Below are 22680 nucleotides of genomic sequence, written 5' to 3'. Positions count from 1 at the left end.
CCTACCATTTCCTCACCCATCCACGGAGCCCACATGAGCAGCATCAACTTCCTCCCGTCGGGGGCCGCCGCCTCCACCGCCCAGACCGCCGCGTGCAAGCGCGCCGCCCCGTCCGAATTCGAGAGGAACACCGCGAAGTACGGGCCGGTCGCGGCTTCGGCCATCGGCGTGGCGCAGGCCGCGGTGCCGGCCGCGAGTTCGGTCGTGTCGTTCAGCCAGGCGGCGATGAAGGAGCTGGCGTCGGCAGCCGACAGCGTCTCGGAGACCGTCGGCGACGCGGTCGACTTCGTCGAGGACGGCCTGTCGTCCGTGGCGAACGCCGCGGTGGCCGTCTACGACCAGGGCGTGAAGCTCGCCCACTCGGTCGAGAACGCCGCGGACGCGGTGGGCGACGTGGTGGGCAACGCCACCGGCGCCGTCACCGACGGCCTCATGACGGCCGCGAGCAACGTCGCCGGCTACGCCCTGCTGGGTGCCGCCGGGCTGGCGGGCCTGATCGACGACGTCGTGTGAGCCCCGCGATGCGCCGCTTCCTCTTCACCCTGCTGGCCGCGGTGGCCGGCGCCACGCAGACCGCCTGCGCGATCTTCACGCCCGTGCCCGCGATCGAACTGCTCAAGGCCACGGCCACCGCCACCAGCACCGCCATCGCCTTCGGCCCCAGCAAGGCCAGCCACACCGTCCGCCATGAACACGCCCCCGTCCAGTCCCTCTGCATCGAACTCAACCGCCAGGCCCCGGTCCCGGATGTGCTGCCCGCACTGCAGGCCGAGCTCCGCACCCTCCAGATCGACAGCCGCATCTACGACACCGGCGTCTCCCCGGAGAGCTGCGCCGTCTGGCTGCGATACGCCACGGCCATGGAGTGGGGCATTCCGCCGTTCCAGGCGGAACATCGCCCCTATCTGACGGCCGCCTCGCTCACGCTGCAGACCGCCGACGGCCAGATTCTCTCCAGCAGCCAATACGAACTCGATGCCGTGTTCGGCATGGGCAAATGGGCCACCACGCGCAGCAAGATATCTCCCGTGGTCGTGGCGCTGATGACCGGATTCGAGAATTGATTTCAGTTTTGAAATATTCCAGGTGACCCCATGAAATACTCTTTCCGGAAACTCGCGGGTGCCGCCGGCCTGCTGGCCCTGGTGACCGGCTGCGCCTCCCCCACCCCGCTCGTCAGCGGCCCGGTCATCGCCCCGCCGTTCACGCCGCCCCTGGCGATCGAGCGGCACAACAACGGCAGCATCTTCCAGGCGAACATGGCCAGCACGTCGCTGTTCTCCGGCGAGGTGCGCCCCCGCAGCGTCGGTGACTCCCTCAAGGTCGACATCGCCGAAACCGTGAAGGCCAAGCGCGAGGTCAACACCGACACGAGCCGCGAGAACTCGGTGGCCTCGAAGGGCCCCGGCTCCAAGTCGGCCACCGGCGTGCTGGGCTCGCTGCTGAACCTGGACGCCTCGGCCTCGGGCAGCGATGCATTCAAGGGCAGCGGCGCCACCGGCAACAGCAGCAGCTTCACGGGCCAGCTCGCCGCCTCGGTGATCAACGTGCTGCCGAACGGCCACCTCGTCGTGGCCGGCGAACGCAGCGTCGCGATGAACGGCGGCACGAGCACGCTGCGCTTCTCGGGCATCGTGAACCCGCGGGACATCCGGCCGGGGAACGTGGTCGCCTCGGCCGACGCGGTCAACGCGCGGGTCGAGCTGGTCGGTCAGGGGGATGTGTCGGAGGCGGCCACGCGCAACTGGCTGCAGCGCGTGCTCACGAGCAGCATGACGGTGTGGTGATCAGCGACCGCACAAGCCGCCCTCCGGCATCGGGTACTCCATCTCCTGCATCACCCAGTCCCGCCGGGCGTCGCCATGGCGCTCGCCGATCTCGCACAACGCGCGGTCCAGCTGCCGCACCGGAGGCAGGGCCGTCTCCCGCGGCACACGGGACCGCCCCGCAACGGGCGGACTGGAGGCGAGCACGAGCCCGCTGCGCAATGTGACGGCCGCCGCGTCCGACACCGCCACCAGCGACACGTGCCCCGTTCGCACCCAGGCATCGGCCACCAGCGCCAGCGCCACTTCGTCCGCGCCGTCCGCCACGTCCACCTGCAGCGTCTCGCCCCGCCAGAAGGCGGCCTTGTTCACGAGGTAGTGGAAGGCCCGCGGCGTGTCGAGGCCGAAGGCCGCGCTGTCGTGTGACGGGCCCCAGTCGGACACCCCCAGTTCGCCCGCCAGCGCCGCGGCGCGCGCAGGTCCGCCGAGGGCCTCGACCAGCGCGAGCATCGCCGGCACCGACGCCGTGATGCCGGTCGTGGTGGCCACCGGGCCGTCCACCACGTAGCGGCGGTCGGGCACGTGCACGGCCCCGCGGTGGCGCTCCAGCAGCGTGCGCCGGTCGTACCAGTGGCCGCTGAAGCGCCGGCCATCGAGCAGGCCGGCGCGGCCCACCACGCGCACGCCCGAGCAGACCCCGATCACCCGCGCGCCCGACGCGGCCTGCTGCCGGAGCCAGCCCGTCACGGCCGGATCGTCGTCGTCGACCATCGCGGGCACGACCACATGGCTGGCCCCGGCCGGGTACCGCCGCGCGAAGTCCTCGAACGAGATCGCCCCCCGCACGCGCAGCGCCGGGTACAGCGCCACCTCGCCGGCCCGCGGCGCCACCACCACGACGTCGGCCACGTCCGCGCGGCGCAGCACCGCGGTGGGCAGCAGCAGGTCGGTCATCTCCGTGCCCTCGTTCAGCGCGAGCACCGCCACCACCGGCCGGGCCGCACCGTGCGGCGCCATCGCGTCGACGAACACCTGGCGGTCGCGGTCCGCATCCCCTGCCGCCGGCAGTGCCGTTGCGGCCCCGCCCAGCAGCATGGCGATACTGGAGACCAGCACGAACCGGAACACCTTCCCCATGGCCACACTCCATGAACCCGATGATCCGAGCCTAGGGCGCGACCGCGGCCCGCGCCATGACGGCGGAGCCGTGATTCCTGCCACGGCCGATGTGGTGCTGCTGGCGTTCGACGGCGTGGAGGTGATCGACGTGGCGGGACCGGCCAGCGTCTTCAGCAAGGCCGAGGCCCTGCATCCGGGCCGCTACCGCCTGCATGTGGCGTCGCCCGCCGGCGGCCCCGTCGCCACCAACAGCGGGCTGAGCCTCGGAGACACGCGCGCCCTCGCCGCACTGCCCGCGGCCGTGGACACCATCATCGTGGCCGGTGGCGACGAACCCGCCATGCGCTCGGCCATCGTGGACCAGGGCGTGGCACGCTGGCTGCGTCAGGCGGCCCCGCGGGCGCGGCGCATGGCGAGCGTCTGCAGCGGCGCGTTCGCCCTCGCCGCGGCGGGCCTGCTCGATGGCCGCGAGGCCACCACGCACTGGCGCGTGTGCGACCTGCTGCAGGCGCTGAGGCCCCAGGCCACCGTGCTGCGCGAACGCATCTACGTGCGCGACGGGCCCGTGTGGACCTCGGCGGGCGTGACCACCGGCATCGAACTGGCGCTCGCGCTCGTGGAGGAAGACCTGGGCCACGACCTCGCGATGGACATCGCTCGCACCCTCGCCCTGCCGATGCTGCGCGGCGCCGACCAGCCGCAGCTGAGCGCGGCGCTCGAGGCGCAAGCCGGTGCAAGCCACCGGCTGCGCGACCTGCTCGCCTGGATCGACACGAACCTCGACGCGGACCTGTCCGTCGACGCGCTGGCCGAACGCGTGTCGATGAGCCCGCGGCACTTCGCGCGAGCCTTCGTGGCCGAGACGGGCAGCACGCCCGCGCGTTTCGTCGCGGACGCGCGGGTCACCGCCGCCTCGCGCCTGCTGGACGACAGCGGCTGGCCGCAGGAGCGCATCGCGAGCCGCTGCGGATTCGGATCGGTGGATGCGCTGCAGCGCGCATTCGCACGCCGCCACGGGGTCACGCCGCAGGCGTGGCGGCGGCGGTCCGCTTGACGCTCAAGCCGCCGGCCACGCGGCGCCGAACACGCGGCGCAGTTCGTCGATCCGGGCCTCGTCGAGCGGCGTGGCCACGCGACCGGACAGCAGCCACAACCGCGCCGTCTCCTCCAGTTCCTCCAGCACCGCCATCGCCGACGCCGGCGAGTCGTGCCACACGTTGGGGCCGAGGCGGTCGAGCATCACCGCGCGAATCGGCGCCGACGACGCTCGCGCCGACGTGATCAGCCCGGCGACGAGCCGAGCCACCTCGGGATCGCCCGGCCGGTGGTACGGCACCAGCGGCACCCGCCCCACCTTCATCACGAAGTACGGGGTGATCGGCGGCAGCAGGCAGTCGGGCCGCCAGGCGCCGGTGAGCGTGGTGGCGACGAGGTGGGTCGAGTGCGTGTGGATCACGCACCGCGCGGCCGGGTCGGCCGCGTAGATGGACCGGTGCAGTGCGAGCGTCTTGCTCGCGCGGTCGCCCGAGCGCTGCACGCCGTCGGCGTCGACCCACGCGAGCCGCGCCGGGTCGAGCGCGCCCAGGCAGGCGTCGGTGGGCGTGATCAGGTGACCGCCGCCCGCGCCGTCGTCCAGCCGCACGCTGATGTTGCCCGCGGTGGCGTGCACGTAGCCGCGCTCGAAGAGCGAGCGGCCCACGCGGCAGATCTCTTCGCGCAGGGCGAGCTGGCGCGTGTCCATCAGGCCACCTGCCCCAGCGCCTTCGCGAAGAAGTCCACCGTGCCGAAGTTGCCGGACTTCATCGCGAGCAGCAACCCACGCTGCTCGGCGTGGGTCCAGGGCACGCCCGGGTCGATGGTCGGGCCGATGCGCAGCTGGTTCACGTCGAGTGCGTTGACGACCGCGCCCGAGGTCTCGCCGCCCGCGGTGACGAGCCGGCGCACGCCGAGGTCGACGAGGCCGCAGGCCACGCGCGCGAGGCAGTCCTCCACCAGCACGCCGGCCTGCTCGACGCCGAAGTGCGCCTGCACCGCACGCACCTCGTCCGGCGTCGACGTCGCATAGATCAGCACGGGTCCGCCCGCGAGCCGCGGCGCGGCCCACGCGAGCGCGGCCTCGGCCGGGTCCGGGGCCCCGTCCGCACCGAACTGCATCGCATCGATCCGATACGCCGGGCGGCCCGACGCGATCCAGTCGTTGACCTGCGCGTTGGTGGCGACCGAACACGATCCCGACAGCACGGCGGCGTGGCCACCGACCGGGGGCAGCGAGGTGGCATCGGTGCGCGGGGCCTCGGCCCGCAGGCCCAGCGCGAGGCCGGAGCCGCCGGTCACCAGCGGCAGGTCCGACGTGGCTTCGGCCAGCACCTTCAGGTCGGCGTTGTCCACCGCGTCGGTCACGGCGTAGCGCACGCCCCGGGCGCGCAACGTGTCGAGTTCGCGGCGCACCGCGTCGGCGCCCTTCGCGACCGTGCCGTGCCGCACGAGGCCGATGCCCTGGCCCGCCGGCACCTGCGGCTGCAGCACACGCAGCAGGTTGGCGTCGGTCATCGGCGTGAGTGGGTGGTGCCGCATGCCCGACTCCGACAGCAGCGTGTCGCCGACGAACAGGTGACCCGCGTAGACCGTCCGGCCGTTCTCGGGGAGTGCCGGGCACATCACCGTGATGTCGGTGCCCAGCGCCGTCATCAGCGCGTCGGTCACCGGGCCGATGTTGCCTTCGGCCGTGGAGTCGAACGTGGAGCAGTACTTGAAGTAGAAGCGCTGCGCACCGGCGGCCCGCAGCCACGCGAGCGCGGCGAGCGACTCGCGCACCGCGTCGGCGACGGGCGCGGTGCGGCTCTTCAGCGCGACCACCACCGCGTCCGCATCGGGCGCCGGGCCGTCGGGCAGGCCGATGGTCTGCACGGTGCGCAGCCCGGCGCGCACCAGCATGCTGGCGATGTCGGAGGCGCCGGTGAAGTCGTCGGCGATGACACCGAGGATCATGTCGTTACCCTGGTTCGTGAATGGAAATCAGACCGGCACCGCCGCGCGGCGCCGCGAGAACAGGCCGCCGCACGTGCCCCAGGCCAGCAGCGCGAGGGCGAGCACGGTGATCGTGCCGACGAGGCCGTTGCCGAAGAACACGCCGAGCGACCCTTCGGACAGCAGCATCGACTGGCGGAACGCGTCTTCCGACTTGTCGCCGAGCACCATCGCGAGGATCAGCGGCGCGATCGGATAGTCGAGCTTCTTGAACACATAGCCGATGACACCGAAGCCGAGCGCGAGGTACACGTCGAACATCTTGCCGCCGATGGTGTACGCGCCGATCAGGCACACCACGATGATCAGCGGACCGATGATCGCGAACGGCGCGCGCAGGATCGCGGCGAACAGCGGGATCGTGCCGAGCACCAGCACCACCGCCACCACGTTGGCCATGTACATCGAGGCGATGAGGCCCCAGACGAAGTCGGTCTGTTCGATGAACAGCATCGGGCCGGGCTGCAGGCCCCAGATCATCAGGCCGCCCATCATCACGGCTGCCGTGGCCGAGCCCGGCACGCCGAGCGCGAGCATCGGCAGCAGTGCGGAGACGCCGGCCGAGTGGTCGGCCGCCTCCGGCGCCACGACCCCTTCCGGTTCGCCCTTGCCGAAGTTGGCGCGCTTCTTCGAGAAGCGCTTGGCGATGCCGTACGACATGAACGACGCGGCGGTGGGACCGCCCGGCGTGATGCCCATCCAGCAGCCGATCAGCGTGGAGCGCACGAGGGTCACGGCGTGGCGCGGCATCTCCTTCGCGGTCTGCCACACGACGCGCCAGCTCATCTTCGCCTTCAGGCCGTCGAACTTCAGGCCCTCCTCCACCGTCACCAGCAGTTCGCCGATGCCGAAGAGGCCCACCACCGCGGCGAGGAACGAGACCCCGCCCACGAGCGAATCGGCACCACCGGTCAGGCGCATCTCGCCCGAGACCGTGTCCATGCCCACCGTGGCGAGCGACAGGCCGATCAGCAGCGAGGCCATCGTCTTGAGCGCGGCGCCGCCGCTCATGCCCACGTAGCTGCAGAAGGTCAGCAGGTACACCGCGAAGTACTCGGGCGGGCTGAACTTCAGCGCGAAGTCGGCGATGGTGTTGGCGATCAGCGTGACGACGATCACCCCGGCCAGCGCGCCGAAGCCCGCCGACAGGAACGCGGTGGCCAGGGCCTTCGCGGCGTCGCCGTGGCGTGCCATCGGGTGGCCGTCGAACGTGGTGGCCACCGACGAGGGTTCGCCGGGGATGTTGAAGAGGATGGACGTGGTGGAGCCGCCGAAGAGCGCGCCCCAGTACATCGACGACAGCAGGATGATGGCCGAGACCGGGTCCATCGTGAACGTGAGCGGCAGCAGCAGCGTGACGCCGTTCGGGGCGCCGAGGCCGGGCAGCACGCCGACGAGGATGCCGAGCAGCACACCGCCCACCATCAAGGCGATGTGATAGATGCTGAAGGCGGTCTCGAAGCCGCCGGCCAGGTGTTGGAGTTGTTCGAGCATGCGATCAGGTCCTCAGTAGCCGAGCCACGTCTCGAGCGGGCCCTTGACGAGCGGCACGCCGAACCACAGCTCAAACACGCCGAAGAACACGGCCGTCGAGCCGACGCCCAGCAGGAGGGACTTCCACCACGGGAAGCCGCCGTGCGTGCGCGCCATGTAGACGAGGTACACGCACGCCGCCACGTACAGGCCGGTGAAGGGCATCGCGGCCACCAGCAGCGCGGTGGGCACGAACATCGAGGCCGTGCGGCGCAGCTGCTCGCCGGTGGCGAACGCGCCCTCGACCGGCTTGCGCACGGCCTGCACCAGCAGCAGCACGCTGACGATCATCAGCAGCGCGCCGAGGCGCAGCGGGAAGTAGCCGGACTCGGGGCCCGTGGCCCCCCACCCGTGCGCCAGCTGCAGGCTGCCGAGGATCACGGCGCCCGAGAAGGCGGCCAGGATGGCCGCGACCGCGACCTCCATGCGTTGGCGTTGGATCGACATCTCGACGAACTCGCTCAGTCCTTCAGCAGCCAGCCGTCTTCGCTGAACTGCACCTTGTGCTTGGCCATGTCGTTGGCGATGTACGAACGCAGCGGGGCGCCGGTCAGGTACAGGTCGCTCTGCAGGCCGCGTTCGAGCCACTCGCGGAACTCGGGCTTCGAGCGCACCTGGGCCATCAGGTTCTCGTAGTACTTGACCTGCTCGGGCGTGGTGCCCGCCACCGTCCACACGGTGCGCGGCATGCGGAACTCGTCGACGGCGATGCCCTGCTCCTTGCAGGTGGGCACGTCGCCGAAGCCCATGTCGCTGGTGACCTTGGCCTTGATGGGCAGGCGCTGCTTCGCGAACACGCACAGCGGACGCACCTTGCCGGCGCGCCAGTGCGACACGTTCTCGGACGGGTTGTTCACGTTGGCGCCGATGTGGCCGCCGGACAGCTGCACCGCCACTTCACCACCGGACTTGAACGGCACGTACGTGAGCTTCACGCCAGTGGCCTTCTCGATCTGGCGGGTGAGGATGTGGTCGGTGTCGCGGGACTGGGCGCCGCCCATCATGAACGTGCCGTTCTTCGCACGGGCCGCGTCGAGCAGGTCCTTCGCGTTCTTGTACGGCGCGTCGGCGTTGGCCCACAGCAGGAACTCGTCGGCCGCGAGGATGGCCACCGGCACGATGTCGTCGGTGCTGTAGCCCACCTTCGTGATCATCGGCATCAGGTAGGCGAGGTTCGTCGAGAACACGAGCTTGTTCGGATCGCCCTTGGCCGACTTCGCGTAGACGAGCGCCTCGGTGCCGGCGCCACCGCTCTTGTTCGTGACGATGACCGACACCGGCATCAGCTTGTACTTCTGCACCACCGACTGGATCACGCGGGCGAACTGGTCGGTGCCGCCGCCGGGGCCGGCCGTGACGATGAACTCGACCGGGCGGTTCGGCTGCCAGCCCGCCGCGGTGGCGGACAGCGAGGTCGCGGCCAGGGCGATGGCGGCGAAGGGGGCGAATCGGGAGAAGGTCATGTCGGTTCCTGTTCCAGGGAGAGTGACCGGCCGGGGCCGGGTCGGAGAGCGAGGCGCGGGTGCGTCGTCACCCGGGGAAGAAGGCGGCGTCCTGCTGGCGGCGCAGCGCGAGGAGTTCGGAGTGGGCCTCGACCTCGATGTCGTCGAAGCAGATGGCCTGGCCCGCGGCCACGTCGCGCACGAGGCGCCGGTTCGCGGCGAGGTAGAACGGCACCGGCACGCCGGCGCCGAGCGGCGCGGCGGGCACCAGTTCGGCGGCCGTGCCGTCGATGCTGTGGTGGTGCCCCCCCATTTCGAGCACGCTGCCGGCCAGCAGGTTCCGCGTGGCGCGCACGACGAGGTCGAGGGTCGGGCGCGGCTGCTGGGCGCCGGTGGAGCGCGCGTGCACCACCGCGTCGAGCACACTCGTGGCGGCTTCCAGGCCCAGCAGGTGACGAGGGATGTACATCATGGCGCGGCGGCCATCGCGGCTCAGCACGTGGCCCTTGCCCAGGAGCAGGTCCCACGTCTCCGCATCATCGCACCGCACGATCACGAACACACCCCCGGCGAGGCTCACCTCGCCCGGCGCGCGCAGGCAGTGGAACACGTCGAGCGACGCGGCCTTTTCCATGATGCCGCCTTCCGACACCGGCGCGAACATCGTCGGGACTTCGGTGATGCGGGCGATGGGAGCGTGCAGCGCCGGGGTGTCGGGCGCGAGGCCCGTGCTGTTGGCGACGACCTGCAGTTCGCACAGGTCGGGCACCGCGCGCTGCGGCAGCGCCGCGCATGCCGTGGACCGGGCGGCGGCGAGCGAGGGCACGTGGCCATCGGCCAGGTCCCACAACGCGCCGAAGCCGGGCACCGCCGCCGTGCGGCCGTTGCTGTCGATCGACTCGGCGGCGGCGTCGAACACGAAGTCGTATTCGCTCGACTTGCCGGCAGCGACGATCTCGAGGCCCAGCGTCTGCGCCCACGTGATCAGGCCGATCAGCAGCGATGGCTGGTCGCCGTCGACCGGCGTGACCACCTTGCCGCGGGCCTGGGCCTGGCGGGCGAGTTCGGGGCCGATGACACTGTCGACTTCCTTGGACGCCAGCGCCACGTGCCAGCCGGCCTCGATCGCGAGGCGCGCGTGGCGGGCACCCGCTTCGGGATGGCCCGTGGCCTCGATCAGCAGGTCGAGCGGGAGGTCGGTGAGGAGGGCGACGTCGGCGGCGGCGATGTACTGGCCGCGGTCCCAGGCGGCCACGGCTTCGGTGCGGGTCGTGCAGACGGCGATCTGCTCCGCCGGAATGCCGATTGAATGCAATGCGGCCACCGCGATGGCGGCTTCACGGTCCACCGCGACCCGTGCGTTGACCAGCGGAATGCGCCGCGCCTGGGCCAGGAAACTGCGGCCGAACCCGCCGCTGCCCACGACACAGGTCTCGGCGGGGCGAGTGGCGGACGCGAAATAGGTCAGGTGATTCATGGCGGGGGAATGAAGATCGGGGAAGGGGTTGGCGCGATTTTGCATGCAATCCACACCATCCAACTCCGTAGAACCCCTAACCCGGGACCGTGTATCCTTCGCTTTGAATGCAATCCGTGACCGATGCCCCCATGAACTCCAACGGCCAGGACCGTGGCAAACGCACCCTGCTCGCCGCGCGCCGCGTGCGCGAACTGATCGTCTCCGGCGCCCTGACGCCGGGGCAGCGCATTTCCGAGCGGCTGATGAGCGAACAGCTCGAGGGCATCTCGCGCACGCCGCTGCGGGAGGCCTTCAAGATCCTGGAAGCCGAGGGGCTCGTGACCATCGAGCCGAACCGCGGGGCGGTGGTCACCGCGCTGTCGGTGACGGACGTGGCCGCCTCCATCGAGGTGCTGATCGGCCTGGAGACCATGGCCGCCGAACCCGCGTGCGAGTTCATCACCGACGCCGAGGTCGCCGAGGTGGAGAAGCTCCACAAGGACATGGTGCAGGCCCACCACGACGGCGAGCTGATGACCTACTTCGTGCTGAACCAGGCCATCCACCAGCGCGTGGTGGACGCGGCGCGCAACCCGGTGCTGTCACGCATCTACGCGGCCGAGTGCGCGCGCATCCGGCGCTACCGCTACGCGGGCAACCGCAAGAACGAGCGCTGGCAGGAAGCCGTGCGCGAGCACGAGCACATCCTCGACGCACTGCGCAAGCGCGCGGGCCCGATGCTGCGCGAGATCCTGCGCCAACACCACCGCAGCGGCTGGGCCGTGTCGCGCAAGGTGCTCGAGCAGGAGCTCGGTGCGGTGGGGGGCGACACGGCGGGCGAGGCGAAACGCCCGCGCCGGGCACGCTCGGCATCGCCGGCCTGAGGGCGCGGCGCACCAACGACAAGGGCGGCCCGAAGGCCGCCCTTTTGCATGGGAACGTGCGATGCGATCAGTCGCGGCCGTGGCCCTTGCCATGACCGTTGCCGTGATGGCCACGGTCGTCGCGGTGGTCATGCCGATCATGGCGGTCGTGCCGGTCATCGTGGCGATCGTCGCGCCAGTCGCGGCGATCCTCCCGGTAGACCACGCGCGGCGGCGGCGCAGGGCGGCGGTAGTGGTCGCGGTACCAGTCGTCGCGCACGAAGTACACCGGCTGGCCGCAGGCCTCGTAGCGGCCGCAGTACTTGCGCCAGTTCTTCTGGTGGCCCGGCGGCACGCGCAGGTAGATCGGCGGGCGGTGCGCGACGATGACCGGCGGCTGCTGGATGATCACGGGCTGCGGGTAGATCACCGCGGCGGGCGGCGCGTTGCCGATGTCGATGCGGCCGTAGAAGCCCGGCTGGCCGACGCTCACGGACACACCCACGTTGGGACTCGCCATGCTGTGCAGGCTGACCGCGGCCAGGCCGGCGGCCATCAGGATCTTCTTCATCATTCGGTTTTCTCCTTCAACTTCATGTCAGGTACGACACCTCCACAACGGCAAGAGTTCGGGGGGCGATGACGTGCTTTCAATCACTTTCACAATGTGCACAGTCGTCAGCCGACGTGTGCACTGTGCACGTGCGGCCAGTTCAGTCGTAGACGACGGTGGACTTTCCGTGGCTGCCCTCGAGCCACCGCTCGAGCGCCGCATCCGACGGATAGAACCGCCCCTCGTCCCCGAGGTCCAGTTCGCCGGACGCGCCCTCGCGGTGCAGCACGAGCCGCACCGGCAGGCCCTGCGTCACGGTGCCCTCTTCCGTTTCCACGCGCCGGCTCGGGTGGTCGCGCAGCACCTCGGTCACCGGCGGCACGCTGCCGTTGACCTCGACGCGCAGGTACTTGCCGAAGCGGCACCGCGCGGTGGGCAGGTCCCACACCTGCTGCACGTTCAGGCGCATGCCGCCCGAGAAGCGGTCGGGCTGCGCCTTGCCGAGCACGATGATCAGCTCGTCGTCCTTCAGCAGGTCCTTGTTCGCGTTGAGCAGTTCCTCGTTGGCCACCGCCTCGATCATCTCGCTCTTGTCGTCGAGCTTGAAGATCGCGACACGGCCACGCTGGCCGTTGATGACGCGCAGGTCACCCACGATGCCCGCGAGCACCTGCGGCTCGCGCGTGTCGATCAGGTCGGCGATCTCGCGGCGCGCGAACTTGCGCACCTCGGATCCGCTCTGGTCGAACAGGTGGCCCGACAGGTAGAAGCCGAGCGCGATCTTCTCGAGGCTCAGCCGCTCCTTGATGCTCCACGGCTTGGCCTCGACGAGGTCGGGTTCGGTGGTGGACGCGCCGTGCGAGTCGTCGAAGTCGAACAGGCCGCCCTGGTCCGCGTGCGCGGCCTGGGTGTCGGCGTATTCGAACGCGAGGCCGATGCTCGCGACGACCTGGGAGCGCTCCGGGTGCAGCAGGTCGAACGCGCCGGCCTTGATGAGCGCCTCGACGGTGCGCTTGTTGATGCGGCTGCGGTCCACGCGCGCGGCGAAGTCGAAGATGCTCTTGAACGGACCGCCTTCGGCGCGGGCCTCGATGATGGCCTCGACCGCGCTCTGGCCCGTGCCCTTCACGGCCCCGAGGCCGTAGCGCACCACCTTGTCGGCCACCGGTTCGAAGCGGTAGTTGCAGGTGTTGATGTTGGGCGGCTCGAACGTGAGACCGAGCTTGACGGCGTCGTCGTGGAAGATCTTGAGCTTGTCGGTGTCGTCGAGCGCGACGCTCATGTTGGCCGCGGTGAATTCGGCGAGGTAGTGCGCCTTCAGGTACGCGGTGTGGTACGCGAGCAGCGCGTAGGCCGCGGCGTGCGATTTGTTGAAGCCGTAGCCCGCGAACTTCTCCATCAGGTCGAAGATCTCGTTGGCCTTGGGCTCCTCGATGCCCTGCTTGCCCGCGCCCTCGGCGAAGGTCGCGCGGTGCGCCACCATCTCCTCGAGCTTCTTCTTGCCCATCGCGCGGCGCAGCAGGTCGGCGCCGCCGAGCGAGTAGCCCCCGACGATCTGGGCCACCTGCATCACCTGCTCCTGGTAGACCATGATGCCGTAGGTCTCCTCCAGCACCGACTTCATCAGCGGGTGCGGGTACTCGACCTCCTCGCGCCCGTGCTTGCGGGCGCAGAAGCTCGGGATCAGGTCCATCGGGCCCGGGCGGTACAGCGCCACCAGCGCGATGATGTCCTCGAACACGCTGGGCTTCGCATCCTTCAGCATGCGCTGCATGCCGGACGATTCCAGCTGGAACACGGCGACCGTCTTGCCCTCGCTCATCAGCTGGTACGACGCGCGGTCGTTCAGCGGGATGTTCTCGAACGCGAAGTTCTCCTGCTTGGGCCGGCGCGCGCGGATGTAGTCCTTCGCGAGTTCGAGGATGGTCAGCGTGGCGAGGCCCAGGAAGTCGAACTTCACGAGGCCGATGGCCTCCACGTCGTCCTTGTCGTACTGGCTCACGGCGCTGTCGCTGCCGGGCTGCATGTAGAGCGGGCAGAAGTCGGTGATCTTGCCCGGGGCGATCAGCACGCCCCCCGCGTGCATGCCGATGTTGCGCACCATGCCCTCGACGCGTTCGGCCAGCGCCAGCAGTTCGGCGACCTCTTCCTCGTTCTTCTCGCGCTGCTCGATCTCGGGCGCCTCGGTGCGCGCGTAGATGATGCCGGGGTCGGGCTTGTCGCCGGGGCGCTTGAGCGTCACGGTCTTGCCGGGCGGCGCCGGCACGAGCTTCGCGACACCGTCGACGTGGCCGTAGCCCATGCCGAGCACGCGGCCCACGTCCCGCAGCGCGGCCTTCGCCGCCATGGTGCCGAACGTGGCGATCTGGCTGACGGCCTCGCGGCCGTACTTGTCCTTCACGTAGTCGATGACGCGGTCGCGGTTGCCCTGGCAGAAGTCGATGTCGAAGTCGGGCATCGACACCCGCTCCGGGTTCAGGAAGCGTTCGAACAGCAGGTTGTAGCGCAGCGGGTCGAGGTCGGTGATCTTGAGCGCGTAGGCCACGAGCGAGCCGGCGCCGGAACCCCGGCCCGGCCCCACGGGACAACCGTGGCCTTTCGCCCAGATGATGAAGTCCGCCACGATCAGGAAGTAGCCGGGGAAGCCCATCTTCAGGATCGTGTTGATCTCGAAGTCGAGCCGCTCGACATACCGGGGGTTCTCGGCCTCGCGTTTGGCGGGGTCCGGGAACAGGTGGATCATCCGCTCCTTCAGGCCCTCGTGCGAGACGTAGCGGAAGTACTCTTCCGGCTCCATCAGGCGGCCCTCGACCTCGGGCACCGGGAAGTCCGGCAGGCGCGGCTTGCCGAGCACGAGCGTCAGGCTGCAGCGCTTGGCGATCTCGACGGTGTTCCGGATGGCCGTGGGCACGTCCGCGAACAGCGCCTCCATCTCGGCCTGCGTCTTGAAGTGCTGGTCGCGCGTGAACTTCTTGACGCGGCGCGGGTTCGTGAGCGTCTCGCCCTCGGCGATGCAGGTGCGGGCCTCGTGGGCCTCGAAGTCCTCCGGCGTCTGGAACTGCAGCGGGTGCGTGGCCACGACCGGCAGGCCGAGTTCGGCCGCCAGCGGCACCGCGGCGCGCACGTGCGGCTCGTGGCCCGGCAGGCCGGCACGCTGCAGCTCGATGTAGAAGCGCTGGGGGAACAGGTCGGACAGGCGCGTGGCGATGGCCTTCGCACGTTCGGTGTCGTTCGCGAGCAGGGCCTGGCCCACGGCGCCCAGGTCGGCTCCGGACAGCACGATCAGGTCGCTGCCGAGTGCGGCGAGCGACTCCCAGCGCACCCACGCGCGGCCCTGCTGCACGTCCTGGATCCACGCGCGGGACAGGATCTCGCAGAGGTTCAGGTAGCCGTTGCGGTTCTGCGCCAGCAGCAGCAGGCGGCTGGGCAGCTTCTCGCCGGCGGCGGTGTCGGGCTCGAGCCAGACGTCGGCGCCCAGCACGGGCTTGACGCCCGCCTTGCGGGCTTCCTTGTAGAACTTGACCCCGCCGAACAGGTTCGACAGGTCGGTGATCGCGAGGGCGGCCTGGCCGTCGCCGGCGGCGGCGTCGACGAGTTCGTCGATGCGCAGGGTGCCGTCGACGACGGAGAATTCGGTGTGGGAACGGAGGTGAACAAACGCCATCCCGACATTCTAGAGAGGTGGGTTCCGTAAAATGCGCGGGTGGAACCGAACCTGCCCCCCGTCCTCAACATCTCGTCCTACCTGTTCGTGCCGCTCACGGACACACAGGCGCTCCGCGAGAGCATCCGCTCACAAGCCGCGGCTCGTTCGCTCAAGGGCACCGTGCTGCTCGCGGAAGAAGGCATCAACCTCTTCCTCGCCGGCGCGCCCGACGACGTGCGCGCGTTCGTGGGCGAACTGCGCACCGACCCGCGCTTCGCACCGCTCGAACCGAAGGAGAGCTGGTCGGCCACCGTGCCATTCGGCAAGCTGCTCGTGAAGGTCAAGCGCGAGATCATCCGCATGAACCACCCGCACGTGAAGCCGTCGGCGGGCCGTGCGCCGTCGGTCGACGCCCGCACGCTGTCGCGCTGGCTCGACGCCGGGGTGGACGACACGGGTCGCCCGGTGGTGATGCTCGACACGCGCAACGCCTTCGAGGTGGACCACGGCCGCTTCGCCAACGCCATCGACTGGCGCATCACGAAGTTCACCGAGTTCCCCGACGCCGTGCGTGCGAACGCCGCCAGCCTGGAAGGCAAGACGGTGGTGAGCTACTGCACCGGCGGCATCCGCTGCGAGAAGGCGGCGCTGTTCATGGCCGAGGCGGGTGTGCAGAACGTGCTGCAACTGGAAGGCGGCATCCTGAAGTACTTCGAGGAAGCAGGCGGCGCCCACTACGAGGGGGGCTGTTTCGTGTTCGACGAACGCGAGGCCGTGGCCTCCGACCTGTCGGCGATCAACCCCTGATCAGGAGTTGAGCACGTCCAGCACCTCGGAGCGGAACTCCCGGGTGAACAGGATGTAGATCACGCCGGCCGTGGCCACCATGAACACCACCGGCGAGAAGAACCAGCCCACCGCGGCGAACGAGAAGTAGTAGGCGCGCAGCCCGTCGTTGAAGGTCTCGGCGGCGAGACCCACCATGCGGCCCGCCTTGTTCGCGAACGCCTCGCGCGACAGGCCCTGCGCCTCGAACTGCTCGGCCTCGGGCGCGGCCGCCACGAGCAGCGCGCCGAAGGTGTACTGGCGCATCGACCACGTGAAGCGGAAGAACGCGTAGACGAACACCACCAGCAGCAGGATCACCTTCAGGTCGAACAGCAGCACCGAGCTGTTGTTCGACGCGGCGAACGGCAGGTCGCGCACGAGTTCGTTCGCCTTCTCGCTCGTGCCCAGCACGGCCAGCAGGCCGCCGATGATCAGCACGGTGGTGGATGCGAAGAACGACGGGCTCGTGGAGAGGTTCTGGATCACGGTGCCGTCGAGCACCCGCACGGCGCGGTAGGTGGTCTGCAGCATCCACTGGCTGCGCACGCGGTTGGTGGCGCCGAGGATGGACGGCCGCGTGAGGGAGCGGTCGCGCGCGAACCACGCGTAGCCGGACCAGCCGCCGAAGAAGACGACGATGGCGGCCCAGTCGATCCAGGGCAGCAGTTCCAGCACTTTCAGCGCGACGTTCATGGACGTGACTGTAGCAAGACGAAAAGTTCCGCCGGCGGTCAAGCCGAGCGTGCAATTTGACACATTGACCCCCCGCCCGGGGGTGCCCTCCGCCCTCCCCCTGCGGCGCACGGCGCCCTAAACTGCCCCGGGTCCGCGAAGAAGGCGCGCGGACCAGCGACACACAAGAATCGCCTGCAGACATCCTCAGAGGGAGCTAGACCATGCAAGAGATCTACGCGGGCGGCCCGAACGGTGCCGGCGCCGGCACCAGCCGCATCGACTTCATCCGCAAGACCTACACGAACCTCGCGGGCGCCATGCTCGCGTTCGTCGCGCTGTCGATGGTGCTGCACATGGCCGGCTTCGGCTTCGGCATGCTCAAGGTCATCGCCGGTGCCAAGTTCATGTGGCTCGCGTTCATGGGTGGCTTCATGCTGGTGGGCTGGCTCGCCACGAACCTCGCCGACAACGCCGAGAGCAACCAGAAGCAGCTGATGGGCCTCGGCATCTACGTCGTCGCCGAAGCCGTGATGTTCTCGCCCCTGTTCGCGCTGGCCTCGAAGGTCGCGCCGGGCGCCATCGGCGCCGCCGCGTTCATCACGCTGCTGCTCGTGGCCGCCCTCACCTGGACGGCGTTCACGGTCAAGACCAACTTCTCGTTCCTCGGCGGTTTCCTGCGCGTGGGCGGCCTCGTGGCACTCGGCGCCATCATCGTCAGCGTGATCTTCGGCTTCTCGCTGGGCATCTGGTTCTCGGCCCTGATGGTCCTGTTCGCCGGCGCCTGCGTGCTGTACGACACCTCGAAGATCATCCACGAGTACCCGACGGACCGCCCGGCCGGTGCCGCGCTGCACCTGTTCGCGTCCATCGCGCTGATGCTCTGGTACGTGCTGCGGATCCTGATCTCGCTCGCCTCCTCGGACGACTGAAACATCGGCCCCCCAGTCGGCTGGCGCCTCCTGCCCCCAGGGGGCGCCACGGGTCGCCCGGGAAACCCGGGCTCGCGTGTGGCTTGATCTGCGGCTTCGCTTCGCTCGCCTTCCGCGTTCGCGTCCACGTTTCAGGGCATCGCTTCGCTCGCCCCCTTTCGCTTCGGCCTCCAGGCGGGGCCAAGCTCATTCATCTACACCATGTTCGCCAAACTCAAGAGCGCCCTGCTCCCCCCCGCCCTCGTCCTCATCGGCCTCGGCCTCGCCTACGGCGGCTTCACCGAAGGCCGTGACTTCAAGGCCATCGCCGACCACGGCAAGACCGTCGAGGCCACGCTCGACCAGGTCACCTGGAAGGAGAAGGCCGTGTCCGGCCGCGAGAAGGGCTTCAAGCTCGAGGTGCACTTCGAGACCGAAACGAAGCAGCCCGTGAAGGCCGCGCTCAGCGTGTCGAAGGACGTGGGCCAGCGCTTCCGCGACGGCAACGACAACAAGGTGATGGTGAAGTACCTGCCCGAGTCGCCGAACACCGTGATCCTCGCGAACGCGAAGGACGACTCCGGCATCATGATGGCCGCCGGCGGTGCGCTCGCCGTCATCGGCGTGGGCATCTTCGTGTACCGCCGCCGCAAGGCGTCGGCCGAGGCCGCGGAACCCGCGGTGGCCTGAGCCACCGCAGGCCGGGGGATCAGGCCGCCAGGTCGAACACGATCACCTCGGCGTCCTGGCCGTTGGCCAGCACCAGGCGCTCCTCGCCGCGCAGCGTCACCGCGTCGCCGCCGTCGAGCGCCTGCCCGTTCACCTCGAGCTTGCCGCGCACGAGGTGCACGTAGGTGACGCGGCCGGTGTCGAGCGGCAGCTCCGCCGCCTCGCCGCCGTCGAACAGCCCGGCGTACATCGACGCGTTCGCGTGGATGGTCACCGAGTCGTTCCGCCCGTCACGGCTCGCGACGAGCCGCAGCCGGCCGCGCTTGTCGGCGTCTTCGAAGTGCTTCTGCTCGTAGCCCGGCTCGATGTCGCGTTCGTCGGGCAGCAGCCAGATCTGCAGGAAGTGCGTCTCCTGCTGCGGCGCCTGGTTGAACTCGCTGTGGCGGATGCCGCGGCCCGCGCTCATGCGCTGCACGTCCCCCGGCACGATCTGCGCACCGTTGCCCAGGCTGTCCTTGTGGCCGAGCACGCCCGACAGCACGTACGACACGATCTCCATGTCGCGGTGGCCGTGGGTGCCGAAGCCGGTGCCCGGGGCGATGCGGTCCTCGTTGATGACGCGCAGGTTGCCCACGCCCATGTGGCGCGGGTCGTGGTACTCGGCGAACGAGAAGCTGTGGAAGGACTTGAGCCAGCCGTGGTCGGCATGGCCGCGATCGGAGGATTTGCGAAGGGTGATCATGGTGGGCTCCTGTCTGTGTGTGTCGATGGGTTCACTGTAGGAGCGCGGGCCTCTCCCATCGTGGGCAGGCGTTGAAGCATCCGTTCAAATAAGATGAACGCCTCTTCCCCTCCCCCCGGCCGCCCCTGCTCCGCCATGCCCACCGCCCGCAACGTCCTGACCCCCGAAGCGCTGTCGATGATGGAGGTCATCGCCCGCACCGGAAGCTTCGCCGCCGCCGCGCGCGAACTCGGCAAGGTGCCCTCCGCCCTCACCTACAGCGTGCGCCAGCTGGAGGACGCGCTCGACGTGCTGCTGTTCGACCGCGGGTCGCGCCAGGCGAAGTTCACCGCCGCCGGCGAGGAGCTGCTCAACGAAGGCCTGCGCCTGCTGGAGCAGATGGAGGCGGTGGCCAGCCGCGTCAAGCGGGTCGCCACCGGCTGGGAGACGCAGCTCACCATCTCGGTCGACGGCGTGATGTCGCGCCTGACGATGTTCGAGCTGTGCGAGGCTTTCTACGCACTGCAGCCGGAGGGCACGACGGGTGGCCCCGGCACCCGCCTGCGCCTGCGCACCGAGGTGCTGGCCGGCACGTGGGAGGCGCTGGTGCGAGGCCACGCCGACCTGGCCATCGGCGTCGGCACCGACCGCACGCTGCCCGCCGGCATCCAGATGCTCCCGCTCGGCGACCTGCCCTTCGTGTTCGCCGTCGCCCCGCACCATCCGCTCGCGGCCATCGAGGGGGTCATCACCGACAACGACCTGCTGCGCCACCGCGCCGTGGCCGTGGCCGACTCCGCCCAGCACCTCGCGCCCATCACGGTGAACCTGCTGCCGGGCCAGGACGTGCTGACGGTCGCCAGCATGCAGGCCAAGATCGAGGCGCAGATCCGCTGCATGGGCTGCGGCTTCATTCCCGAGCCGCTGGCGCGCGAACACATCGCAGCCGGCCGCCTCGTCGCGAAAGCCGTGCAGCGCCCCGCGCCCGAGGCCCGCATGGGCTACGCGTGGCGCGCGACGCCGGCCAACGGCCCGCGCCGCACCGGCCTCGGCGAAGCGCTCAAGTGGTGGCTCAAGCAACTCGAGAGCCCCGCGACCCGCAAGGCCCTCATCGAACGCCACTGCGGCCTGCTGCAGCAGGGCCTCGATTGAGCGACTACCGCGGCCGTTTCGCCCCGTCGCCCACGGGCCCGCTGCACGCGGGCTCGATGGTGGCCGCGCTGGCGAGCTGGCTCGACGCCCGTGCGCACCGCGGCGCATGGCTCGTGCGCATCGAGGACGTGGACACGCCCCGCTGCGTGCCCGGTGCCGACCGCATCATCCTCGACCAACTGGCGGCCTGCGGCCTCGTGCCCGACGAACCGCCGGTGTGGCAGTCCGCGCGCGGCCCGCTGTACCGGCAGGCCCTCGACGGCCTCGTGGCCGCCGGCCTCGCGTACCCGTGCGGCTGCACCCGAAGCGACATCGCCCGCGCGCTCGCGGCGTCCGGCGCGTCGAAGCCGCGCCACGGCGAACTCGTCTACCCCGGCACCTGCCGCAACGGCCTGCACGGCAAGCCGCCGCGGGCGGTGCGGTTCCACGCCGATGGCCCCGAGATCCGCTGGACCGACCGCCGCCTGGGCGAGCAGCACCAGCACGTGGCCGAGGCCGTGGGCGACTTCGTGCTGCACCGGGCCGACGGCCTGTGGGCCTACCAGCTGGCCGTGGTGGTGGACGACCACCTGCAGGGCATCACCGACGTCGTCCGCGGCGAGGACCTGGCCGACAACACACCGAGGCAGATCCTGCTGCAGCACGCACTGGGGTACGCGACACCGCGCTACCTGCACACGCCGCTCGTGCGCGACGCGGCGGGCGAGAAGCTGTCGAAGCAGACCGGTGCCACGGCGGTCGACGTGGCCGATCCGCTCGCGGTGCTGAAGGCTGCGGGCGCACCGCTCGGCATCGGGGCGGACGGCGCCACCGTGGGCGAGTGGCTGGCCGCCGCCGTCACGGCGTGGCGAACCTAGTCGCCCCCCCCGCCGCCCCCGCACCCTCCCCCGCCACAGCCACTGCTGTCGCCACTGCTGCCGCCGCTGTCGTCGCTCGACGACCCGCTGCTGTCCCCACCCGCATCGCTGCCGCTGCCCGGGCGGGTGTCCCCGAACCCGTCGGTGCCGCCGTCGTGGCTGGCGCTCGAGAACTCGCCTCCGCAATGGATCACCGTGGCACCGTCGCGACTCACGCCGCGGCAGTCGGCCACGTAGACGTGCCCGCCCGCCACCTTCAGCTTCGCGTCGATCGCGAACAGCAGCGGCAGCCGCGTGGGCTGGCGCGGGTTGATGTTCTCGTCGCGGCACGCGAACCAGAAGCAGCGCCGCAGCCCGGCGTTGCTCTGCCGCGCCCCGCCGGCGAGGGTCACCGCCGGCGTGTGGTGCATGAAGCGGCCGAAGGCCTTGTGGCAGAACACCTCGTAGTTGCGCGTGTGCAGGATGAACTCGTGCCAGAGTTCGTCGGCGATCTGCGAGGGCATCGACACGTACTTGCGTCCGCTGTGCAGGTGGGCCAGGAAGAACTGCCGCAGCGCGTGGGCCACGAGCTGGCAGTCCTTGAGCGACAGGTCGGCGTGGCGCTCGCGCAGCGGGGCGAACAGGCCGTGGGGAAACTCGAACGACCGGATCCAGGCCTCCCGGCGCAACGCCCTTTGGCGCCGCCACAGCAACAGCAAGGTCAGGCTCGTGGCGATCAGCAGGACGGTCAGCAGCGCATTCATCGGAGGACGGCCCCGGGGCCGGCAGTGGCGACAGGCCGGATCATGCAACACGGCGGTATGCTCCCGTCCGATGTTCCCCGTCGTGCCCCACCTCGTCGCCCACATCCGCCTCGCCGCCGCGTTCGCGGTGGGCCTGGCCGCGGCCTTCCTGATGCCGGGTGTCGCCGACCCGGTGAGCCGGGCCCTCGTCGGCTGGAACGTGGCGACGTGGCTCTACCTCGCCCAGGTGGCCTGGGCCATGTTCCATGCCGACCACGCGCATGTGAAGCGGGTGGCCGAAGCCCAGGCGGAAAGCATCGTCGTGGTGCTGATGCTCGTGCTCGTCGGCGCGCTCGCGAGCCTCGCCGGCACGGTGCTGCAGCTGTCGGCGGCCAAGGGCGACGAAGCCGGCGCGCTCGGGCGCGTGGCGCTCGCCGTGGTCACGGTGATCGGCTCCTGGCTGCTGGTGCCCACGCTCTTCACGCTCGCCTATGCCAGCCGGTTCTACGAGAACAGCGAAGGAGGCGGCCTCGGGTTCCCCGAAGGCAAGGGCCACCGACCGCACTACGCCGACTTCCTCTACGTCGCCTTCACCATCGCGGTGGCCTCGCAGACGTCCGACGTGGTCATCTCGAACGCCGCGATGCGGCGCCTCGTGCTGCTGCAGTCCGTGGTGTCGTTCGGGTTCAACACCGCGGTGCTCGCGTTCACCATCAACCTCGCGGCGGGGATGGTGTGAC

Annotated in this window: 23 protein-coding genes; 11 read left to right on the top strand and 12 right to left on the bottom strand. The window is 70.2% G+C overall.

Annotated elements, in window-relative coordinates; translation table 11 throughout:
- Nucleotides 1–33: 33 nt before the first annotated feature.
- The 3 genes from A4W93_RS08190 to A4W93_RS08180 are packed head-to-tail and all read left to right on the top strand — an operon-like array spanning nt 34 to nt 1787.
- Nucleotides 34–513: a hypothetical protein gene (locus tag A4W93_RS08190; RefSeq protein WP_085750152.1), complete on the top strand. Its 480-nt coding sequence runs from the start codon at nt 34–36 to the stop codon at nt 511–513.
- An 8-nt stretch (nt 514–521) separates the two neighbouring features.
- On the top strand, nt 522–1064 hold the full coding sequence (locus A4W93_RS08185; protein ID WP_085750151.1) for a hypothetical protein: 543 nt from the start codon (nt 522–524) through the stop codon (nt 1062–1064).
- Nucleotides 1065–1094: 30 nt separating this feature from the next.
- Nucleotides 1095–1787, top strand: coding sequence for a flagellar basal body L-ring protein FlgH (locus A4W93_RS08180; protein ID WP_085750150.1), 693 nt, complete (start codon nt 1095–1097; stop codon nt 1785–1787).
- Here A4W93_RS08180 and A4W93_RS08175 read toward each other — a convergent pair whose 3' ends face one another.
- Nucleotides 1788–2903: a DJ-1/PfpI family protein gene (locus A4W93_RS08175; RefSeq protein ID WP_085750149.1), complete on the bottom strand. Its 1116-nt coding sequence runs from the start codon at nt 2901–2903 to the stop codon at nt 1788–1790. It abuts the gene before it with no gap.
- 70 nt (nt 2904–2973) lie between these two features.
- On the opposite strand from A4W93_RS08175, the gene A4W93_RS08170 reads away from it, so the two are divergent.
- Nucleotides 2974–3939 carry a GlxA family transcriptional regulator gene (locus A4W93_RS08170; protein WP_237357724.1) on the top strand — a complete coding sequence of 322 codons (966 nt, stop codon included), beginning with the start codon at nt 2974–2976 and terminating at the stop codon, nt 3937–3939.
- Between the two features lie 3 nt (nt 3940–3942).
- On the opposite strand, the gene A4W93_RS08165 is transcribed toward A4W93_RS08170, so the two are convergent.
- From A4W93_RS08165 to A4W93_RS08140, 6 genes are all read right to left on the bottom strand, one after another.
- A complete protein-coding gene (locus A4W93_RS08165) occupies nt 3943–4626 on the bottom strand; it encodes a class II aldolase/adducin family protein (RefSeq protein ID WP_085750147.1) in 684 nt (227 codons plus the stop codon).
- A complete protein-coding gene (gene otnK / locus A4W93_RS08160; RefSeq protein ID WP_085750146.1) occupies nt 4626–5873 on the bottom strand; it encodes a 3-oxo-tetronate kinase in 1248 nt (415 codons plus the stop codon). Before otnK ends, A4W93_RS08165 begins: the two co-directional genes overlap by 1 nt.
- Nucleotides 5874–5900: 27 nt before the next feature.
- Entirely contained in the window at nt 5901–7406 is a 1506-nt protein-coding gene (locus A4W93_RS08155) for a tripartite tricarboxylate transporter permease (RefSeq protein WP_085750145.1), read from the bottom strand.
- Nucleotides 7407–7418: 12 nt separating this feature from the next.
- Nucleotides 7419–7892 (bottom strand): tripartite tricarboxylate transporter TctB family protein, encoded by a 474-nt coding sequence (locus A4W93_RS08150; protein ID WP_085750144.1) that lies wholly within the window; start codon nt 7890–7892, stop codon nt 7419–7421.
- 14 nt (nt 7893–7906) lie between these two features.
- Nucleotides 7907–8908: a Bug family tripartite tricarboxylate transporter substrate binding protein gene (locus A4W93_RS08145; protein WP_085750143.1), complete on the bottom strand. Its 1002-nt coding sequence runs from the start codon at nt 8906–8908 to the stop codon at nt 7907–7909.
- 67 nt (nt 8909–8975) lie between these two features.
- Nucleotides 8976–10364, bottom strand: a complete 1389-nt coding sequence (locus A4W93_RS08140) for an NAD(P)H-dependent oxidoreductase (protein WP_085750142.1) — start codon at nt 10362–10364, stop codon at nt 8976–8978.
- Nucleotides 10365–10495: 131 nt separating this feature from the next.
- Here A4W93_RS08140 and A4W93_RS08135 point away from each other — a divergent pair, with 131 nt between their 5' ends.
- Nucleotides 10496–11230: a GntR family transcriptional regulator gene (locus tag A4W93_RS08135; RefSeq protein ID WP_085750141.1), complete on the top strand. Its 735-nt coding sequence runs from the start codon at nt 10496–10498 to the stop codon at nt 11228–11230.
- A gap of 67 nt (nt 11231–11297) precedes the next feature.
- On the opposite strand, the gene A4W93_RS08130 is transcribed toward A4W93_RS08135, so the two are convergent.
- On the bottom strand, nt 11298–11783 hold the full coding sequence (locus tag A4W93_RS08130; RefSeq protein ID WP_407081703.1) for a hypothetical protein: 486 nt from the start codon (nt 11781–11783) through the stop codon (nt 11298–11300).
- A gap of 139 nt (nt 11784–11922) precedes the next feature.
- On the bottom strand, nt 11923–15426 hold the full coding sequence (gene dnaE / locus A4W93_RS08125) for a DNA polymerase III subunit alpha (protein WP_085750140.1): 3504 nt from the start codon (nt 15424–15426) through the stop codon (nt 11923–11925).
- Between the two features lie 51 nt (nt 15427–15477).
- On the opposite strand from dnaE, the gene A4W93_RS08120 reads away from it, so the two are divergent.
- Nucleotides 15478–16215 (top strand): sulfurtransferase, encoded by a 738-nt coding sequence (locus A4W93_RS08120; protein ID WP_099960038.1) that lies wholly within the window; start codon nt 15478–15480, stop codon nt 16213–16215.
- On the opposite strand, the gene A4W93_RS08115 is transcribed toward A4W93_RS08120, so the two are convergent.
- Entirely contained in the window at nt 16216–16929 is a 714-nt protein-coding gene (locus tag A4W93_RS08115; RefSeq protein ID WP_085750138.1) for a DUF599 domain-containing protein, read from the bottom strand.
- A 203-nt stretch (nt 16930–17132) separates the two neighbouring features.
- Here A4W93_RS08115 and A4W93_RS08110 point away from each other — a divergent pair, with 203 nt between their 5' ends.
- Nucleotides 17133–17840, top strand: coding sequence for a Bax inhibitor-1/YccA family protein (locus A4W93_RS08110; RefSeq protein WP_085750137.1), 708 nt, complete (start codon nt 17133–17135; stop codon nt 17838–17840).
- 201 nt (nt 17841–18041) lie between these two features.
- A complete protein-coding gene (locus A4W93_RS08105) occupies nt 18042–18509 on the top strand; it encodes a DUF3592 domain-containing protein (RefSeq protein ID WP_085750136.1) in 468 nt (155 codons plus the stop codon).
- 19 nt (nt 18510–18528) lie between these two features.
- Here A4W93_RS08105 and A4W93_RS08100 read toward each other — a convergent pair whose 3' ends face one another.
- Nucleotides 18529–19230 carry a pirin family protein gene (locus tag A4W93_RS08100; protein ID WP_085750135.1) on the bottom strand — a complete coding sequence of 234 codons (702 nt, stop codon included), beginning with the start codon at nt 19228–19230 and terminating at the stop codon, nt 18529–18531.
- Between the two features lie 135 nt (nt 19231–19365).
- Between A4W93_RS08100 and A4W93_RS08095 the strand changes: the two genes are divergently transcribed.
- Together A4W93_RS08095 and gluQRS are read left to right on the top strand one after the other, a co-directional pair.
- A complete protein-coding gene (locus A4W93_RS08095) occupies nt 19366–20361 on the top strand; it encodes a LysR family transcriptional regulator (protein ID WP_085750134.1) in 996 nt (331 codons plus the stop codon).
- A complete protein-coding gene (gluQRS, locus tag A4W93_RS08090; RefSeq protein ID WP_099959873.1) occupies nt 20358–21218 on the top strand; it encodes a tRNA glutamyl-Q(34) synthetase GluQRS in 861 nt (286 codons plus the stop codon). Before A4W93_RS08095 ends, gluQRS begins: the two co-directional genes overlap by 4 nt.
- On the opposite strand, the gene A4W93_RS08085 is transcribed toward gluQRS, so the two are convergent.
- Nucleotides 21215–21961, bottom strand: coding sequence for a glycine-rich domain-containing protein (locus A4W93_RS08085; protein WP_099959872.1), 747 nt, complete (start codon nt 21959–21961; stop codon nt 21215–21217). The genes gluQRS and A4W93_RS08085 overlap by 4 nt on opposite strands.
- A gap of 82 nt (nt 21962–22043) precedes the next feature.
- Here A4W93_RS08085 and A4W93_RS08080 point away from each other — a divergent pair, with 82 nt between their 5' ends.
- Nucleotides 22044–22679 (top strand): DUF1345 domain-containing protein, encoded by a 636-nt coding sequence (locus A4W93_RS08080; RefSeq protein WP_169726521.1) that lies wholly within the window; start codon nt 22044–22046, stop codon nt 22677–22679.
- Nucleotide 22680 lies beyond the last annotated feature (1 nt).

The organism is Piscinibacter gummiphilus (assembly GCF_002116905.1).
Taxonomy (GTDB): Bacteria; Pseudomonadota; Gammaproteobacteria; order Burkholderiales; family Burkholderiaceae_C; genus Rhizobacter; species Rhizobacter gummiphilus.
This window is presented reverse-complemented; position numbering and strand designations above follow the sequence as displayed.